The following is an 18,317-nucleotide window of genomic DNA, read 5'->3' on the forward strand; positions in this document are numbered from 1 at the left end:
TGTGATTAATGCTGAACTGGCTCAATGTCTTCCGATTGATAGATGATTGAGCCTTTATTTTATAAGTTGGAAACATATGGCACTTTTGCAGATTGCTGAACCCGGACAAACCGCAGCCCCTCATCAACATCGACTCGCCGTTGGTATCGATTTAGGTACAACCAACTCTCTTGTTGCAGCCGTACGAAGCGGTGTGGCTGATACACTTCCCGATGAATCTCAGCGTCATGGTCTAGCCTCCGTGGTGCGTTATACCGCCGATGGTGTTCAGGTCGGTGTCGAGGCTGAAAAGTATTCGGCACAAGATCCATTGAATACCGTGGTGTCGGTGAAACGTTTTATGGGCCGAAGCTTAAGTGATATTCAAGCTAAAGACGCCTCTTTGCCGTATCAGTTTAGTGCCAGCGAAAATGGCTTACCTCTGTTTAATACCGACGTAGGTCAATTTAATCCTATCCAAATTTCTGCAGAAATCTTAAAGCCGCTAATTGACCGTGCTGAGCGAACCTTAGGTGGTGCATTAGAAGGCGTGGTGATCACTGTACCGGCTTATTTCGATGATGCACAACGTCAAGGTACCAAAGACGCCGCAGGTTTACTCGGTGTTAAAGTGTTGCGTTTATTAAATGAACCGACTGCCGCAGCAATCGCTTATGGCTTGGATTCAGGCCAGGAAGGGATTATTGCCATCTACGATTTAGGTGGTGGTACCTTCGATATTTCTATTTTACGCCTCAATAAAGGGGTGTTTGAGGTGATGGCGACCGGTGGTGATACTGCGCTAGGTGGCGATGACTTCGATCACGGGCTGGCTGAATACCTTCAACAGGCTTGGGAACTAGCAAGTTTAACCTCGCAAGAGCGCCGCGCTTTATTAATTGAAAGCCGTCGAGTAAAAGAAGCGCTAACCCATGAAGACAATGTCGTGGCTAAGTTGACAAGCGCGAGCGGACAACAATTTGACTATACGGTGTCGAAAGCAACCTTTGATAGTATTATCGAATCACTGGTTAAGCAGACCATTGCCAGTTGCCGTCGTGCCCTGCGTGATGCGGGCATTAAAGCCGATGAAGTCCTCGAAACCGTTATGGTGGGTGGTTCTACTCGTGTTCCTCTCGTCCGTGAAAAAGTAGAGCAGTTTTTCGGCAAAGCCCCATTAACCTCAATCGATCCTGATCGCGTCGTCGCTATTGGTGCTGCCATTCAAGCCGATATTTTAGTTGGCAATAAGCCGGATTCTGATCTGTTACTGCTAGACGTGCTGCCGCTGTCATTGGGTATTGAAACCATGGGCGGTTTGGTAGAAAAAGTGGTCTCGCGTAATACCACAATCCCGGTTGCTAGAGCGCAGGAGTTTACCACTTTTAAAGATGGTCAAACCGCAATGGCATTTCATGTCGTGCAGGGCGAGCGTGAGTTAGTCGATGATTGTCGTTCATTGGCACGTTTTACCTTGAAAGGTATTCCACCAATGGCAGCAGGTGCTGCACACATTCGCGTGACGTTCCAAGTAGATGCCGATGGTTTGCTTAGCGTGACAGCGATGGAGAAATCATCTGAAGTTCAGGCCACTATCCAGGTTAAACCTTCATTTGGCCTGACCGATGAAGAGATTGGCGCTATGCTCAAAGACTCAATGGCTCATGCCAAAGAAGATATTGAGCGTCGTATGTTAGCTGAGCAGCAAGTCGAAGCTGCACGGGTATTAGAATCTTTAACTGCTGCACTGGCCAAAGATGGTGAGTTACTCAGTGAGGCAGAAACAAAAACGATTGAACAAGGCATGGCTCATCTAGCAAACACTGCGACTCAAGATGATGTCGATGCAATAGAAAAGGCGATCGAAGCACTCGATGATGCGAGTCAAACCTTCGCTGAAAAACGTATGGATAACTCTATTCGATTGGCACTTAAAGGCCAATCTGTAGACAATATATAGGTCAATATTATATGCCACAGGTTGTATTTTTACCCCATGAAGAGTTATGCCCAGATGGGGCAGTTGTCGAAGCGCAACAAGGGGAGTCGGTATTAGACGTTGCATTGCGTAACGGTATTCATATTGAGCATGCTTGTGAAAAATCATGTGCATGTACCACTTGTCATGTAATTATTCGTGAAGGCTTCGACGAGCTAGAAGAAAGCGATGAACTTGAAGATGACATGCTAGATAAGGCGTGGGGACTAGAGCCTGAAAGCCGTCTCTCTTGTCAGTCAAAAGTGCCGGATAGTGATTTGGTGGTCGAAATTCCTAAATACACCATTAACATGGTGAGTGAAGGTTAATTTTCCGCTGTATTCATTAAGCCAGTCATTATGACTGGCTTTTTTATGCGCGCAATTTTGATAACGGCTATGCTGATAGCATGAGTAATTGGCTGGAGTTAGCGATGAAATGGATAGATTCACTGGATATCGCGTTAACCTTGTTAGAAACGCATCCCGAAGTTGACCCAAGTTCGGTACGTTTTACCGATCTTTATGATTGGATTATCGCCCTGGAAGAGTTTAATGATGATCCGGCTCATTGTAACGAACGTATTCTCGAAGCAATTCAGCAGTGCTGGATAGATGAATGTGATTAACCTAAGACACGTTAGCACAAGTCATCATAAACAGGGATTTGGAAATAAAATCGGAGTAAGTTCAACTGCGCCACGAGTGTCGATGGGATCTATCTCTCATTCATCTAGCTTTAAAGGTAGGTTTTTTGTTTTTAATTTCGTATAATCCGCGCGAATTTTTTAAACCTGTTACTAAAGGAAGCTAGACATGGCTATCGAACGTACTTTTTCTATCATTAAGCCTGATGCTGTTGCTAAAAACCACATCGGTGCTATCTACAACCGTTTTGAAACAGCTGGCCTTAAAATCATCGCTTCTAAAATGGTTCACCTAAGCAAAGAACAAGCTGAAGGTTTCTACGCTGAGCACAGCGAGCGTCCTTTCTTCGGTGCACTTGTTGAGTTCATGACTTCTGGTCCAATTGTTGTTCAAGTGCTAGAAGGCGAAAATGCTGTTCTTGCTAACCGTGAAATCATGGGCGCAACTAACCCAGCTGAAGCTGCTCGCGGTACTCTGCGTGCTGATTTCGCAGACAGCATCGACGAAAACGCAGTTCACGGCTCTGACGCTGTAGCTTCTGCAGAGCGTGAAATCGCTTACTTCTTCAGCACTGAAGAACTTTGCCCACGTACTCGTTAATCTGAGTGTGTTGCAAAACAAACAAGGAGCCTAATGGCTCCTTTTTTGTATTTGTTTTTTCGGGCAAAATAGTCGTAATGCTTTTTAATCGAGAATGTAATGAAAATTTTAGCCGATGAAAACATGCCTTATGTCGAGGCATTGTTTGCTGATCTGGGTGACATTATCCGAGTTGACGGCCGTCATCTGAGCAGCGAGCAGGTTCGTGATGCCGATATACTGTTAGTGCGTTCGGTTACTAAGGTCAATCAGCAGCTATTAGCGCACAACACGCAGTTAAAGTTTGTCGGTAGTGCGACCATAGGGTTAGATCATCTCGATCAAAATTATTTGCGCCAACGTAATATCAGCTACACTAACGCTCCCGGTTGTAATGCAACAGCCGTAGGCGAGTACGCATTTATTGCCATGCTGGAATTAGCCAGACGTTTTCAGCAGCCACTTAAGCAAAAAACCGTAGGAATAGTAGGTGCAGGCAATACCGGCAGCGCATTACAGAAATGTCTTCAAGCTTACGGCGTCACAACGTTACTACACGATCCCATTTTAGCCAGCTGTGACGACCAGCGTGCTTTTGTTAGCCTAGATGAATTAGTTGAGCGCTGCGATGTGATTTCTCTGCACGTACCATTAACTAAGCAAGGCGATTACCCTACTTGGTATTTATTTGATCAGCAGCGATTGAGCTCTCTCAAAGCCAATACGTGGCTGCTAAATTGTTGCCGTGGAGAGGTGATTGATAATCGGGCCTTAATCAGCATAAAGCGGCAACGCGATGATATTAAAGTGGTGCTGGATGTCTGGGAAGGCGAACCTCACCCTATGGCGGAGTTAGTGCCATTAGTGGAGATTGCAACACCACACATTGCGGGTTATAGCCTCGAGGGCAAAGCGCGAGGCACATTTATGCTCTATCAGGCTTTAATGGCACATCTTGGCAAGGCTGCGGATAAGTCGATGGACAGCTTGTTACCACCGTTGTGGAGTCATCAACTTTCTCCGCTTTCTGTACCTACAGAGCAGGCGTTATTAAGCCTATCGAGACTGGTTTATGATGTGCGTGACGATGATGAAGTTTTCCGTCAGTGCTTCTTAAATAACAATGGGTTTGACCTTATGAGAAAAAATCACAAACATCGACGTGAATTTAGTGCGTTAAGGCTAGCCAATACTGGCCATTCTGATGTAGATTGGTTGCTCAAATTAGGATTTTCAGGAGTCGGTCTGTAATTATGTCGCAGGAATTTAACGTAGTCGTATTAGGTGCAACGGGCGCAGTGGGTCAAACAATGATTGAGATCCTCGAGGAGCGTAACTTTCCCGTTGCGAATTTGTACCCATTAGCAAGTAGCCGCAGTGCTGGTAATACGGTCACATTCCACGGTAAACAGGTCGAAATTTTAGACGTTGATACCTTTGATTGGTCTCAAGCCCAAATTGGTTTCTTCTCTGCTGGTGGTGATGTTTCTGCCAAGTGGGCGCCGATTGCCGCAGAGCATGGCTGTGTGGTTATCGATAACACTTCACATTTCCGTTATGACATCGATGTGCCCTTAGTCGTGCCTGAAGTTAATCCTCAAGCGATAGCCGATTTCCGTAATCGTAATATTATTGCTAATCCAAATTGCTCGACCATCCAAATGCTAGTGGCACTTAAGCCTATTTATGATGCATTTGGGATCTCACGTATTAACGTAGCAACTTATCAGTCGGTTTCGGGCTCAGGGAAACAAGCCATCGAAGAGCTTGCTAATCAATGTGCTAAATTACTACAAGGTCTTCCTGTAAAGCCTAAAGCATATCCGAAGCAGATTGCATTTAACGTCTTGCCACAAATTGATGTGTTTATGGAAAATGGCTACACCAAAGAAGAGATGAAGATGGTGTGGGAAACCCAGAAGATTTTTGGCGATGATCAAATCGTGGTTAATCCAACTGCGGTGCGTGTTCCAGTATTTTATGGACACTCGGAAGCGGTACATATCGAAACAGTACAGCCAGTCGATGCTGAAGATGTTAAAGCGGTATTGCGCGATGCACCAGGGGTTGAACTATTTGAGTCTGATGACGAATATCCAACTGCGGTAACAGAATCTGCGGGTAACGATCCTGTTTATGTTGGTCGTGTGCGTAAAGATATCTCCCACTCTCACGGTATTAACCTTTGGGTAGTCTCGGACAATATCCGTAAAGGTGCGGCATTGAACAGTGTTCAAATTGCTGAAGTCTTGATCCGCGATTATTACTAATTACTGATTTTTCAAATATTTGAGTTAAAAAGCTTGCCTTCGGCAGGCTTTTTTTATTTTATGCGGGCTTTTGAAATGGCAACAGTAGCAGGGCATTGAATTCTAGTTTATAGTAATCTCAATAATTACAATTGCCTAAAGCATGCTGTGGTATTACGGCATAACATCGCTTGAAAGGGAAGGATTGATGAACTTTCGCACATCGCATCTTATTGCTCTTCTGGCCAGCTCGCTGGTTATATTTTCTTCAACCTCAGGGGTTTTATCAGCGGCAGAACCGCTAAAAATTACCGGTCCAGATGGACAAAGTCGCCAAACACTAAGTCAATATGGCCCAACGACTCCCAGTGATACCTTCTGGAGTATTGCTCAGAAAACCCGCCCCGATAATAGCGTTACCATCTATCAAGTCATGGCGGCGATTTACGATGCGAACCCTCATGCATTTAGCCGTGATAATTATAATAGCCTTGAAAAAGGCATGATTTTGCTGATCCCTAGCAAAGAAGTGATGGCTGCTATTCCTAAGAGCTTGGCAAAAAAACAGGCCGAATTAAGTGATAAAGGCTGGAAACAAGCTTCAAATACCGTGGCCAAAACCTCTCCTAAGCCTCCAGCCGCTCAAGTTGATGTTCCGGCGATGAAAGCCACAGTTGAGAGTCAGAAACAGATAGAAGAGCTGACCGCTAAGTTGGAAGCGCAGCAGAATAGAAATCTGGCGTTAACTGATGAACTAGCCAGAGCGCAAGATAAGCTCAATCTCGGTTTGAGTGACGTTGATATGTTCCAAAGTAAAATTGATGAACTTAATCAGCGTATCGAAGAGCTTGAACAAGCCTTATTAGAGCAAAAAGAACAGAACACCGCATTAACTCAGCGGGCTGAGCAACTAGGTCAGCAGCTTGCGACGGCAAAGCAGCCCATAGTGCAGCAGTCTACAGATTTTTGGCGTTCCTTATTAGATAATCCATTGTATCTTGCCTTATTGGTTGCCGTGCCAGGCTTGTTGATCCTCTTCCTGTTTTGGCTGTTTATTCGAGGCCGTAATAATCAGCCTGAAGCGACTATTGCGCCAGAAACTACCCCAGAGGTTACTGCTCCATCGGCACCTGATGATCTTGCTGTCGCAGCAGATCGCAATGATGAATCAATGGCGGTGCATCTTGATACCGATGATGAAGCGGATAGTTTAGAACCCATCGTCCCCGTGATGGATACAGAGCTCGATACGGCAAATCTTGATGACGATATGCTACCTGCTCAGCTTGAGCCCGAACTATCTGAAACCTATGAAGCGATTAAATCGGCAGAAGAGGAAGAAGGTCAGTCACTTGATGATTTATGGGCTGAAGCCATGGGCGAACAAGATGAATATGAAACGCCTTCTGACCCGGAAGACAATGATCTCGATTCATTATTAGCCGAATTAGATAATACCAATAGTGATGAATCATTATCTGAAAGCTTGGACGTTTCAGACGATACCGAGGAGGCTTCCGCCCAGCTAGAGCCGTTGACGGCTACGGATAATGAGCTTGATGATTTACTGGCTGACTTTGAACCTACGCCAGAAACTGCAACTGAGACCGAAAGTCAGACGGAAGATTTAGATGCACTCTTAACTGATTTTGATCTCCCTGAAACGGCTTCAGAACCAGAACTTAAAGATGACAGCCAAGATGTTGAAATTCAAGACGTCGACACTCAATACTCTGAAACTCAGGATGATAATGACGATATTGCCGCACAAATTGCGGCTGAGTTAGCGTCAGAAGAAGATGACGTCGATGATGAAGACTTAGATGCTTTACTGGCAAGTTTTGATTCAGCAACTGCAAGCGTTGAGCAAGTAGAGCAAGAGCAGGAAGCTGAGCCAGAACAAGAGTCAGAACCAAAGCAAGAATTAGATGACTTGGATAGTCTGCTTGCTGCGAATGAAGTAGAAGTTGAGTCCGAAGTGGTTGAAGAACAGCTTGCTGAAGAGGACTCTGAACAAACACTTGGAGCACAAGAAACTGCAGCTGATAAGGCCCCACTTGAATTTGAATCTTTCGCTATCGATGATAAGCATGATACAGATCCTGTAGAGGTGAAACTCGAAGGTAGCTCTGAAGATGTTGCTCTTGATGCCTTACTGGCAGATTTGGAGTCGGTAGAGCCAAAAGAGAGTGATAAAAAAGAGTCTGGCTTTTTTGACGATCTCAAAGGTAGCAAGCGTAGCCAAGAAAGTGGTTTAGATTGGGAAAGTTTAGGGATCACACCAGAAGGCTCTGATCCTGTTGTGGTAGATGATGCCGACGAAGCGGCAATAGACCTATCTGATGACAGCGAACTATCGGTCGATGAAGCGCTAGCCGCATTAGATAAAACCGCCAACACCAAACCAAGAGCTAGTGTTGCCGAGCATGACTTAACTGCATTCCAGCAAGACAATGGTTTTATCGACATAGACAAACTGCTCAATGAAGCCGATGAAGAGCAAACCGATGTTGATCAGTATAAAGAGATTGATGTTGATATGGGCGAGCTCAACGACTTGATGAGCAACACCTCTATGGTCGATGTCGATGATGAAGAAAACGCCGTGAATGCCAAATTGGATTTAGCTCGGGCTTATATCGAAATTGATGACATCGACAGTGCGACCGCTTTACTAAAAGAGGTTGAAATGGATGGCAATGATCGTCAGCAAGAAGAGGCTCTGGGGTTGTTGAAAAAATTATAATCCAGCTAGCATAATAAAACGGCGCTTAGGCGCCGTTTTTGATCCGTTATCAATAATCAAAACAATTTACTGTTGAGAAGGGCTGCCAACTCATCACTTGATGGGGAACGGCATAATTTTCAATATATGCAGACATTGAGATCTGCAAAGAGGTTGCGCTGTGCTAGAATCGCGCGCCTATTGATAAATTTAGCTTTTAAGGATTGTATGGCATGCGCGTCGCATTAGGCATTGAATATGATGGTAGTCGCTATTTTGGATGGCAACGTCAGGCTGAGGTGGATTCAGTTCAGGCACAGCTAGAGCGGGCACTTTCCGTAGTGGCCAACGAGCCTATTGTCATTCAATGTGCTGGACGAACAGATGCTGGTGTGCATGCGACAGGGCAGGTGATTCATTTTGAAACCAATGCCGTGCGTAAAGAGAGTGCATGGACCTTAGGGGTTAATGTTAATCTGCCCGATGACATTGCCGTACGCTGGGCTAAAGATGTCGATGATGAGTTTCACGCGCGCTTTAGTGCCACGGCACGTCGTTATCGTTATATGATTTACAATCACAAATTTCGTCCAGGTATTCTTCGTTCTGGAGTGAGTCACTATCCCGGTGATATCGATGAACAGAAGATGCATCAAGCGGCGCAATACCTCTTGGGCGAGCAAGATTTTACCAGTTTTCGTGCCATTCAGTGTCAATCAAATACGCCATTTCGTTGTGTGCACGAGGTCAATGTCACTCGGCAAGGCATGTATATCTGCGTCGATATTAAAGCTAATGCCTTCTTGCATCATATGGTGCGTAATATCGTCGGTTCGCTGCTGGAAGTGGGTTATGGTCGTCAACCCATCGAATGGATTAACGACTTGTTAGCCCTGAAAGATCGCACTCAAGCTGCGGCGACCGCCAAACCTAATGGTTTATATCTGGTGGACGTGACTTATCCTGAGGATTATCAGTTGCCTAAGTTGGCACTGGGGCCGCTATTTATGCTGGATTAACCCTAACAGACATACTTTATCGTTTTACTGTATCCACTTTTGTCACTTAAATTTTGTGTGAGTAAAAACCATGTCCACAGCACCTGATCATCAATCGAGTTTAACTTGCTGGTTAGAGCACCTGTTATCAATCCATCCAACTGAGATTGATATGGGATTAACCCGAGTTTCGGCTGTGGCTAAACAGCTCGACTTGCTCAATCTTGGTGAAACCAAGGTCATTACGGTCGCAGGAACAAACGGTAAAGGTACTACCTGCGCAATGGTGGAACAGATACTGATCGAAGCAGGCAAAACGGTCGGGGTTTATAGCTCTCCGCATCTACTGCATTATAACGAGCGAGTCCGTATCACCGGAGTAGATACCAATGATGCCGAGTTTATCGAGGCATTTTGTGCTATCGATAAGGCTCGAGGTGATATTTCGCTGACCTTTTTTGAATATGCCACCTTAGCGGCCTTGTTTATTTTTAAGCGAAGTCATTTGGATGTGGTATTACTCGAGGTCGGTCTGGGAGGGCGCTTAGATGCGACCAATATTATCGATGCCGATATTAGTGTGGTAACGGCTATTGATATCGATCATCAAGAATACCTCGGCGACACCCGAGAGTTAGTCGGCAGAGAAAAAGCCGGTATATTCAGAAGTGGTCGTCCAGCGATTACTGGCGATCGCCAGTTGCCAGATTCGGTGAGAGAGGTGGCGAGTCAAGTCGGTGCCGAGTTATTGGTAGTGGCAGAAGACTTCGACCTTGAGCAACAGCAGCAGAGTTGGAGCTATAAAGGTCAGCATTTAAGTTTCAGCAACCTGCCTTATCCCAGTTTACCTTTGCCAAATGCGGTTACAGCGCTCGCGGTGATTGAACAACTGCTGCCAAGTGTAAGTGCCGATATGGTAAAAAGCGGTTTGCAAAAGGCGCGGCTAACTGGGCGGCTGGAACTATTTTCGCAGAGCCCAACGACCTTGCTAGATGTGGCGCATAATCCCCATGCAGCGAGCTATTTGAAGCAGTGTTTAGCTCAATATCAAGGGCGTAACATTATAGCCTTATGCGGTATGCTAAAAGATAAAGACAGCCAAGCAGTTATTGCGACCTTAAGTGATATTATTGACCAGTGGTATTTTACTACTCTTGATTGTGAACGTAGTGCAAGTGCTATGCAGCTATTAAGTTATTTACCCAGTGATAAAATGGGTTATGCATTTGAATCAATTACACAAGCTTATGGTGCACTTGCAGAGAAAATCTGTGCCGATGATGTGGTAATTGTGTTTGGCTCCTTTTACACTGTGGCAGAGTTTAAACAATTAAACCTTGGGTGAATCAATTTGGACGAAGTAGAAGTTAAGCAAAAAAAAGTATCAAGTCAGTTTCAAAATCGTCTCGTTGGGGTCATCGTTATTGTGGCGCTAGGGGTGATTTTTTTACCTGATATTCTCGATGGCAAAAAGCAGCATCAGGAAGAGCAGTTTGCTGAAATTCCACTTAGGCCAACCCAAGCTGATTCATTTGCTGAAACTCCCGATATCGAAGCTATCGACTTGAGTCAAACCGAGGCGCAATTTTCTGAGCCTGAGAATGAGCAGACCAGTGATGAGGTCAGCTTAAGTGAAGATAAATCACAAGTAACCCCGACTAACACTCAGCAAAAGGTTAAGTCACAAGAGCCTGTAGCCAAAGAGACTGCTCCAAAACATCAAGCCGAGGCTATTTCAGGCCCAGCATATACGCTGCAATTAGGTAGTTTTAAGAATGCGGCTAATGTTAATGGCTTGGTTAAACGTCTTAGAGATAATGGCTTTCGCGCTTACACCTTGCCCAATAAGCCTGTGGATGGCAGCCTGACTAAAGTCTTTGTGGGGCCAGATGTGTCGATGAGTAAGCTGCAAAAGTTACAGAAGAAAGTAGATCAATTGACGGGATTGAAATCGGCGGTAGTTAGCTATAATCCGGTTGAATAGAGGAAATTGATCCTGGTAAATAGATGAAGCCCGAAGTCGTTACTTTGGGCTTTTTTAATGCACTATTTAACTATATTTCGCATTAGTTTAAATAGGAAATTCAGTATCCATTTTTACGAATAAACTTAATTGATTTTAAATGGGACAAAGGGGTGAGAATATCCTCAGTCTCTGATAAGATCGCGCCGTCTTAACGCTAATGCTGGATCACCTAATTCAATGGTTTGGATCGATTACGCCATTCTTACTGTCATCGGAATTTCAACTTTAATTAGTTTACTCCGTGGTTTTGCCAAAGAAGCTATGTCACTCGTGGTATGGTTTGCAGCATTTTTCATTGCGAGTCAGTTTTATCAAGACCTCGCCGTTTATCTCACCCAGATGCAAGATGAGCTCGTGCGTAATGGCGTTGCCATTGCCATCTTATTTATTGCTACCTTGATCATTGGGGCACTCGTTAATTATCTCGTCGGCCAGCTTGTGGCTAAAACAGGTTTATCCGGTACCGATAGGGTGCTCGGCCTCTGTTTTGGCGCGTTACGTGGTGCGCTTATCGCGAGTGCGATACTGTTTTTTATGGATGCTTTTACGGGAGCACCCAACACTGAGTGGTGGCGAAGTTCACAACTCGTGCCTGAATTTGGAGTGGTTATCCAATGGTTTTTTAACTATGTGGAAAACACCTCAAGCTTTGTACCCAAAATATAAATATCAAGGTTACAGACCTTGGTGCTTGGTTAATGCCTCTGGTGATCATGCAGATACAGATACATTAGCAATTATAATTATCAAAACATCTTAAAATGAGGAAAGCTACCCATGTGTGGTATCGTCGGAATAGTTGGCCGAAGCTCGGTTAATCAGACAATCTATGATGCGTTAACTGTACTACAACACCGTGGCCAAGACGCTGCGGGTATTGTCACAGTTGATGGCAACGCATTTAGATTGCGTAAGGCTAATGGGTTGGTTAAAGATGTGTTTGAAACTAAGCACATGCAACGTTTACAAGGCAATGCGGGTATTGGCCATGTGCGTTATCCTACTGCGGGTAGCTCCAGTGCTTCTGAAGCACAGCCATTTTATGTGAACTCTCCATTTGGTATTTCATTGGCTCATAACGGTAACTTAACCAATACCCTTGAGCTGCAAGAACGTTTGGTTAAGAAACGTCGTCACGTCAATACCACATCAGATTCAGAGGTTTTGCTTAACCTGCTTGCCGATGAACTGCAAACCACCGAGAGCCAGTTTCTGACTGCCGATGAAGTGTTTGAAGCTATCACTAATCTGCACACCTTTACCCGTGGTGCATATGCGGTTGCGGCAATGATCATCGGACAAGGTCTGGTTGCATTCAGAGACCCATTTGGTATTCGTCCACTTGTGCTTGGTAAGCATGAGACAGAGCACGGTACCGAATATATGGTAGCCTCAGAAAGTGTTGCTTTAGATGCAGTTGGTTTTGAAACTGTTCGTGACGTGGCCCCGGGCGAAGCTATCTATATCTCGCTTGATGGTCAGCTTTATACTCGCCAGTGTGCAGCATCTCCAAGCTATTCTCCATGTATCTTCGAGTATGTTTATTTTGCCCGTCCAGATTCGACCATAGATAAAGTGTCTGTGTATGGTAGTCGCGTCAACATGGGGACTTTACTTGGCGAAAAGATTAAGAAAGAGTGGGAAGATAACGATATTGATGTGGTTATTCCTATTCCAGAAACTTCATGTGATATCGCATTAGAGATAGCTCGTCATATGGACCTACCATATCGTCAAGGTTTCGTTAAAAACCGCTATATCGGCCGTACTTTTATTATGCCCGGTCAACTAGAGCGTAAGAAATCTGTACGTCGTAAGCTCAATGCCATTAATGCAGAGTTTAAAGATAAAAATGTGTTGTTAGTGGATGACTCGATTGTTCGCGGTACCACTTCTGAGCAGATCATTGAAATGGCACGTGAAGCGGGCGCGAAGAAGGTTTATTTCGCTTCTGCAGCGCCTGAAATTCGCTTCCCTAACGTGTACGGTATTGATATGCCTACCTCAAGCGAATTGATTGCTCACGGCCGTGACGCCGATGAAATCTGTAAGTTGATTGGTGCCGATGGCATTATCTTCCAAGACTTACACGATCTTATCGAAGCTGTACGTCAGGAAAACCCTGAAATTAAGCGTTTCGAAACATCGGTATTTGACGGTAAGTACATCACTAACGATGTTGACCAAGCCTACCTTGATCACTTAACTAAGTTACGCAATGATGATGCCAAAGCCATTCGCATCAAAGATATTGGTACTAACTTAGAGCTACATAACGTTTGTCATCCTTAATCGATAAACGCTAATACTGTAGCGACTTCAGTGATTAAAAACCGACTCATAGTAGTCGGTTTTTTTATGGTTAATGATTGAGCAGAGATGGCTTAATTGCGACATCAATTATGTTACTGAGCGATTTGATGAGGGCTTGGGACTATAGTGGTAAAAACACACTTTTTTTGAAATCAGCAACAGCAAAAAATAGAACATAATGCTAACAAATTGATGGTTTTTTTGCACTTAAACCCTAATGTTAAGCACAGAAATGCCGATAAAGACTTAGGAAAGACAGGCTGATAGCATTAATCTGTCAATGTTAACGGTATGTTGTTTTTGGTGTCTTTCTACAGGTGAGTTGTTATTATCAAAAAAATAATAATTTTTATAACAGGACGTAGCCATGACATTGAGAAGCAAAATTATTGCTTTTGCCAGTACACTTTTTCTGGCGTTATTAGTGATTGCCATATTGGGCTTACAAGCCTTATCTCAGTCGAGCGAGAGTGACAATATTGCACGTATCAATCAATTGATGAAAAGCACGGTGAATATTGTTGAACAGTTCGAGCATTTGGCTTCATCGGGGGAACTCAGTGAAGCTCAGGCGAAACAATACGCCACGCAAATTCTGCGTGAAAACAAATACCATGAATCTGAGTATGTTTATATCGTCGATAATGATTTGAATTTTGTTGCAGCACCTCATGATCCTCAGTTACACGGCACAAGCTTTAATGATTTTAAAGATGCATCGGGTAACAGTATTGGCCAGATGGTGCAGCAGCTGGTGGGTAAAAAAACCGATCAGATAATCACTTATCATTGGGACTCAGAGCGCGAAGGTAAAGTGGTTGATCTGACTTCTGTGGTACAGAAGACTCCAGTTTGGGGCTGGTATGTGGGCACTGGTATTAGCTATGCCGAAGCTGATGCACGCTACTGGAGTCAGGCTAAATGGTTAGTAACACTGTCGGTTATTATTGCATTGTTAATGGCTTTTAGCTTGGCACGCTTTGGCTTGAAGCTTCATCATTCACTTGGGGCGGAAATTGATGATGTTCACCGTTTTGTCTTGAGTGTTTCTCGTGGTGACTTAAAACAAAATGCCAACTTTAAACAGGCTAAAAATGACAGCGTTGTCGGTGCGATGAATTACATGCAAGTGGCGCTGCAAGGAGTGGTACAAAGTATTAAGTCGGTGACTGAAACTTTAAATGTTCAGACTCAGGATGCCGAGATGCGCGCTATCGAGCTCGATAGCTTGACGGGATCAATGCACGAAGAAACTCAACTGGTGGCATCGACTATTACAGAGTTAACCGCATCTTCATCCACCGTTGCAGAACATGCAAGGCAAGCGGCAGATTCAGTGATAGCAGCTGAAAAACAGGGGCGAAATGCATATTTGTTAACTCAAGAAGCGAGCAAAACCATTAGCTTGTTAGAAAGCCAAATTGACAGTGCAGGACATAACATTAAGATTTTAGATCAAGAGGTCAATAGCATAGCTACTGTGCTTTCTGTTATTCAGAGTATTGCCGAACAAACCAACCTATTAGCACTCAATGCCGCCATTGAAGCGGCGAGAGCAGGTGAGCAAGGTCGCGGCTTTGCTGTGGTGGCCGATGAAGTGAGGCAACTGGCACAGCGCACTCAGAGCAGTACTGAAGAGATTAAATTGATGATCGCTAAGCTGCAATCGGCAGCGTCAGATGCAACCCGCTCAGTTGGCGAAAGTATTAGTACCAGTGAGATCACTGTGAGTAAATCGCATCAGGTGGCTGCTGAGCTTAAAAATATTGCTCATTCTCTGTCTGAAATATCTTCGATGAGCGAGCAGATCTCACAAGCTGCGACAGAGCAACTGTTAGCCGGTGAAGATTGCGCTAAACGTATCGTGACCATTTCTGAAACGGCGGAGAACACCACTTTAGTGTCTCAACGTGCCCATGAGGCAAGCGATCAGATCCAATCGCTCACTCAGGGTTTAGAAGCGGAAATTCAGAAGTTTTCGGTCTAGCTTTAGGCGGATAAGGCTGGTGTGGTTAGACAAGGTGAAGCAACCACACCAGTATCCAGATCCCAAACAAGCTGGATAGGGCATTTTTACCTAAAGTTTGACCACTAAATATGGCAAGCATAGTGGTTAAGGTGGTGAGTAGTATCTGTAAATTGAACAGCAGCAACATCTGCATCCCCGCAGACAGCGGTAGCAGGGGGGCTAATAGCAGTAGTAAGCCTGCAACCAATAAAAAATGATAGATGAGTAACTTATCTAAGCGTTGTCCGGTTAATGCTAGGCTATTCATAATGGTTTTCCTTACAAATTTTATCTTGTCACATTACGCCTAAATGAGAATGGTTATCAACTAAATTTACAATGTGAGAGCTATAGTGCGCGATATTGTTCGTTTCCTGTTTGCAGCTAAGCCCAAGCTGAGTTACAGTTACTGTTAATTTATACAGTGTTTAATTGAGTCTCATTTCAGCATGATCCTTTATATTGCAGAGAAACCCAGTTTAGGCAGAGCGATCGCCGAAGTATTACCTAAGCCATTAAAAAAAGGCGATGGATTTATTACTGCCGCCAATGGTGACTGTGTTTCTTGGTGTGTTGGTCATCTTTTAGAGCAGGCTGAACCCGACAGTTATGATGCCGTTTATAAGTCCTGGAAATTTGAACATCTGCCTATTATTCCCACGCAATGGAAAATGAAACCTAAGCCCAAGACTCGCAGTCAATTAGCTGTGTTGCGCGGATTGGTTAAAAAAGCCAGCCAATTGGTAAATGCTGGCGATCCTGATAGAGAAGGCCAACTTCTGGTCGATGAAGTTATTGCTCATCTAGGAGTCAAAGGCGACAAACTAAATCAAACACAGCGCTTGTTGATCAGCGATCTCAATCCTCAGGCGGTGAAAAGAGCTTTAGGTCAATTACGTTCGAATCGTGAATTTATCCCGTTATCGACTTCGGCATTAGCCCGCTCTCGGGCCGATTGGCTCTATGGTATGAACATGACACGGGCTTATACCATACAAGGGCGTAAGGTGGGTTACCAAGGTGTGCTGTCTGTAGGGCGAGTGCAGACACCATTGTTAGGTCTTGTGGTTCGCCGTGACCAGGAGATAGCTAATTTTGTCAGTAAACCTTTTTACGAAGTCTTAGCCAATCTGATCACTGAGGAAAAACAGACTTTTACCGCGAAATGGCAACCGAGTGAACCGTGTCAACCTTATATGGATGAAGAAGGTAGAGTGTTAGCCAAAGGACTGGCTGAAAACGTGGTGCAAAGGATCACAGATCAGCCAGCAAGGGTCACTAAGGTTATATCGAAAAGTAAACAACAAGCGGCACCTTTACCCTATAGCTTGTCGGCATTGCAGATTGATGCGGCCAAACGCTTTTCCATGAGTGCCAAAGCCGTGCTGGATACCTGCCAGGCTTTATATGAAAAGCATAAGTTAATTACTTATCCACGCTCAGATAGTCGTTATCTTCCTAAAGAGCAGTTTGCCTTGGCGCCTAAGGTAATTGATGCGGTGCAAAAAGGGGCGAGTGAATTGACTCAAGGTGTAGCCGAGCCTAATCCCACTTTACGCTCCAAGGCCTGGAATGACAGTAAAGTCGATGCTCATCATGCGATTATACCTACCGAAAAAGTGGCTAATTTAGGGCAATTATCTCAAGGGGAGAAACAGATCTATCTGCAAGTTGCACGGCAATATTTAGCGCAGTTTTATCCCGCTTACCAGTTTGATGAAACTGAAGTGGAAGTTGAGATCCAAAAGGGGAAGTTCAAAACTAAGGCTAAACAAGATAAGTATTTGGGTTGGAAACAACTGTTTCCAGCATCAAGTAACAAGGAAGATGAATCGGCACAGCAGAAGCTGCCTCATCTGATTAAAGATCAGCTATTACATTCGGGCCAAGCTAGCCTGATTGAGAAAAAGACCCAGCCGCCTAAGGCGTTTACTGATGCAACGCTGCTGAGTGCGATGACGGGAATTGGTCGCTATGTTACCGATCCTGAGATCAGAAAAATCTTGAAAGAAACCGACGGTTTAGGCACTGAAGCGACTCGTGCCGGTATTATCGAGTTGCTTTTCAAACGAGGATACTTGCAGCGTCAGGGGAAGGCGATTATCTCGACTCAAGTTGGGCAAGGCCTGATTAATAGCCTGCCTCAATCGGCAACGACACCGGATATGACAGCGTTATGGGAGAGTCATCTTAATGCTATTTGTCGTAAAGAAACCAAGTACCAAAGTTTTATGATGCCGTTGATTGATTCATTAACTCAGTTGATAACCCAGGCTGGTGAACAGTTGCCGACATCCTTGCAGGGGGTTAAGGCCCCACAGGGACGCTTTCCTAAACGTCGCAGTACTAATAAACGTACAAGCAGCTCAACAAGCAAGGATAATAATGATAAAAAAATTAGAAAATGAGAGCGAGAATGACTAAATGAGCAAGCGAACGTTGAGCGGGTTTATCAAATGTGGCTCGACATTGCTTGCTGTTAAGCGCTATTTTATTTCACGATATTGATTACTGATAGGATCGTAGCGAAACCCTGCTTCTGACAGTTTTTGTTCCAATCTTTCGACGGGAATATCCAACTCGTAGTAGAGTGCCTGTTTATTATCACAGTGTAATCTCAGTTGTTCATTCACGATACCCACTAGAATCTCACCGCTTAATTGTGACAGTTGATAGTCCATCATTTACTCCCCAAATTCACTAACACTTCTCCTTTAGTTTTAGTCTAAATGCCGCGGAGCTGCCATTGGATTCAGCGGTATGGAGACTATTAGGCTTATCTTTAATTCTTTATCGCCTTGAGGCAATTTAGCCA

16 protein-coding genes are annotated in these 18,317 nt (G+C 44.4%); 14 read left to right on the forward strand and 2 right to left on the reverse strand.

The window, feature by feature from the left end; genetic code table 11:
• The first annotated feature begins 76 nt into the window (after positions 1–76).
• The 13 genes from hscA (at position 77) to L1D21_RS05420 (ending at position 15,481) form a co-directional block, all read left to right on the forward strand.
• Entirely contained in the window at positions 77–1,939 is a 1,863-nt protein-coding gene (gene hscA / locus L1D21_RS05360; protein WP_239844232.1) for a Fe-S protein assembly chaperone HscA, read from the forward strand.
• An 11-nt stretch (positions 1,940–1,950) separates the two neighbouring features.
• A complete protein-coding gene (gene fdx, locus L1D21_RS05365; RefSeq protein WP_239844233.1) occupies positions 1,951–2,286 on the forward strand; it encodes an ISC system 2Fe-2S type ferredoxin in 336 nt (111 codons plus the stop codon).
• A gap of 80 nt (positions 2,287–2,366) precedes the next feature.
• A complete protein-coding gene (iscX, locus tag L1D21_RS05370) occupies positions 2,367–2,585 on the forward strand; it encodes a Fe-S cluster assembly protein IscX (protein ID WP_239844234.1) in 219 nt (72 codons plus the stop codon).
• A gap of 187 nt (positions 2,586–2,772) precedes the next feature.
• Positions 2,773–3,204, forward strand: coding sequence for a nucleoside-diphosphate kinase (gene ndk, locus L1D21_RS05375; RefSeq protein ID WP_239844236.1), 432 nt, complete (start codon positions 2,773–2,775; stop codon positions 3,202–3,204).
• Between the two features lie 99 nt (positions 3,205–3,303).
• Positions 3,304–4,434: a 4-phosphoerythronate dehydrogenase gene (locus tag L1D21_RS05380; RefSeq protein ID WP_239844237.1), complete on the forward strand. Its 1,131-nt coding sequence runs from the start codon at positions 3,304–3,306 to the stop codon at positions 4,432–4,434.
• Between the two features lie 2 nt (positions 4,435–4,436).
• On the forward strand, positions 4,437–5,453 hold the full coding sequence (locus L1D21_RS05385) for an aspartate-semialdehyde dehydrogenase (protein WP_239844238.1): 1,017 nt from the start codon (positions 4,437–4,439) through the stop codon (positions 5,451–5,453).
• A gap of 187 nt (positions 5,454–5,640) precedes the next feature.
• The gene (locus L1D21_RS05390) at positions 5,641–8,178 is read left to right on the forward strand and encodes a FimV/HubP family polar landmark protein (protein ID WP_239844239.1); all 2,538 of its coding nucleotides are present in this window, start codon (positions 5,641–5,643) and stop codon (positions 8,176–8,178) included.
• 212 nt (positions 8,179–8,390) lie between these two features.
• Positions 8,391–9,176 (forward strand): tRNA pseudouridine(38-40) synthase TruA, encoded by a 786-nt coding sequence (gene truA / locus L1D21_RS05395; protein ID WP_239844240.1) that lies wholly within the window; start codon positions 8,391–8,393, stop codon positions 9,174–9,176.
• Positions 9,177–9,246: 70 nt separating this feature from the next.
• Complete coding sequence (folC, locus tag L1D21_RS05400) at positions 9,247–10,500, forward strand: bifunctional tetrahydrofolate synthase/dihydrofolate synthase (protein ID WP_239844241.1); 1,254 nt, start codon at positions 9,247–9,249, stop codon at positions 10,498–10,500.
• A gap of 6 nt (positions 10,501–10,506) precedes the next feature.
• Entirely contained in the window at positions 10,507–11,139 is a 633-nt protein-coding gene (locus tag L1D21_RS05405; RefSeq protein WP_239844242.1) for an SPOR domain-containing protein, read from the forward strand.
• Between the two features lie 219 nt (positions 11,140–11,358).
• Positions 11,359–11,847 (forward strand): CvpA family protein, encoded by a 489-nt coding sequence (locus L1D21_RS05410; RefSeq protein ID WP_239844243.1) that lies wholly within the window; start codon positions 11,359–11,361, stop codon positions 11,845–11,847.
• A 111-nt stretch (positions 11,848–11,958) separates the two neighbouring features.
• Positions 11,959–13,473 carry an amidophosphoribosyltransferase gene (purF, locus tag L1D21_RS05415; protein ID WP_239844244.1) on the forward strand — a complete coding sequence of 505 codons (1,515 nt, stop codon included), beginning with the start codon at positions 11,959–11,961 and terminating at the stop codon, positions 13,471–13,473.
• A gap of 388 nt (positions 13,474–13,861) precedes the next feature.
• The gene (locus tag L1D21_RS05420; protein ID WP_239844245.1) at positions 13,862–15,481 is read left to right on the forward strand and encodes a methyl-accepting chemotaxis protein; all 1,620 of its coding nucleotides are present in this window, start codon (positions 13,862–13,864) and stop codon (positions 15,479–15,481) included.
• 25 nt (positions 15,482–15,506) lie between these two features.
• Here L1D21_RS05420 and L1D21_RS05425 read toward each other — a convergent pair whose 3' ends face one another.
• On the reverse strand, positions 15,507–15,770 hold the full coding sequence (locus L1D21_RS05425) for a hypothetical protein (RefSeq protein WP_239844246.1): 264 nt from the start codon (positions 15,768–15,770) through the stop codon (positions 15,507–15,509).
• A 181-nt stretch (positions 15,771–15,951) separates the two neighbouring features.
• Here L1D21_RS05425 and L1D21_RS05430 point away from each other — a divergent pair, with 181 nt between their 5' ends.
• Entirely contained in the window at positions 15,952–17,910 is a 1,959-nt protein-coding gene (locus L1D21_RS05430; RefSeq protein ID WP_239844247.1) for a DNA topoisomerase III, read from the forward strand.
• Between the two features lie 78 nt (positions 17,911–17,988).
• Here L1D21_RS05430 and L1D21_RS05435 read toward each other — a convergent pair whose 3' ends face one another.
• Entirely contained in the window at positions 17,989–18,183 is a 195-nt protein-coding gene (locus tag L1D21_RS05435) for a DUF4250 domain-containing protein (protein ID WP_345773505.1), read from the reverse strand.
• Positions 18,184–18,317: the final 134 nt, after the last annotated feature.

Source organism: Shewanella sp. Isolate11 (assembly GCF_022398315.1).
In the GTDB taxonomy this organism is placed as follows: Bacteria; Pseudomonadota; Gammaproteobacteria; order Enterobacterales; family Shewanellaceae; genus Shewanella.

Coding starts and splice junctions, on each gene's coding strand:
- hscA (WP_239844232.1), top strand. CDS start 77: ATGGCACTTTTGCAGATTGCTGAACCCGGACAAACCGCAGCCCCTCAT.
- fdx (WP_239844233.1), top strand. CDS start 1,951: ATGCCACAGGTTGTATTTTTACCCCATGAAGAGTTATGCCCAGATGGG.
- iscX (WP_239844234.1), top strand. CDS start 2,367: ATGAGTAATTGGCTGGAGTTAGCGATGAAATGGATAGATTCACTGGAT.
- ndk (WP_239844236.1), top strand. CDS start 2,773: ATGGCTATCGAACGTACTTTTTCTATCATTAAGCCTGATGCTGTTGCT.
- L1D21_RS05380 (WP_239844237.1), top strand. CDS start 3,304: ATGAAAATTTTAGCCGATGAAAACATGCCTTATGTCGAGGCATTGTTT.
- L1D21_RS05385 (WP_239844238.1), top strand. CDS start 4,437: ATGTCGCAGGAATTTAACGTAGTCGTATTAGGTGCAACGGGCGCAGTG.
- L1D21_RS05390 (WP_239844239.1), top strand. CDS start 5,641: ATGAACTTTCGCACATCGCATCTTATTGCTCTTCTGGCCAGCTCGCTG.
- truA (WP_239844240.1), top strand. CDS start 8,391: ATGCGCGTCGCATTAGGCATTGAATATGATGGTAGTCGCTATTTTGGA.
- folC (WP_239844241.1), top strand. CDS start 9,247: ATGTCCACAGCACCTGATCATCAATCGAGTTTAACTTGCTGGTTAGAG.
- L1D21_RS05410 (WP_239844243.1), top strand. CDS start 11,359: ATGGTTTGGATCGATTACGCCATTCTTACTGTCATCGGAATTTCAACT.
- purF (WP_239844244.1), top strand. CDS start 11,959: ATGTGTGGTATCGTCGGAATAGTTGGCCGAAGCTCGGTTAATCAGACA.
- L1D21_RS05420 (WP_239844245.1), top strand. CDS start 13,862: ATGACATTGAGAAGCAAAATTATTGCTTTTGCCAGTACACTTTTTCTG.
- L1D21_RS05425 (WP_239844246.1), bottom strand. CDS start 15,770: ATGAATAGCCTAGCATTAACCGGACAACGCTTAGATAAGTTACTCATC.
- L1D21_RS05430 (WP_239844247.1), top strand. CDS start 15,952: ATGATCCTTTATATTGCAGAGAAACCCAGTTTAGGCAGAGCGATCGCC.
- L1D21_RS05435 (WP_345773505.1), bottom strand. CDS start 18,183: ATGGACTATCAACTGTCACAATTAAGCGGTGAGATTCTAGTGGGTATC.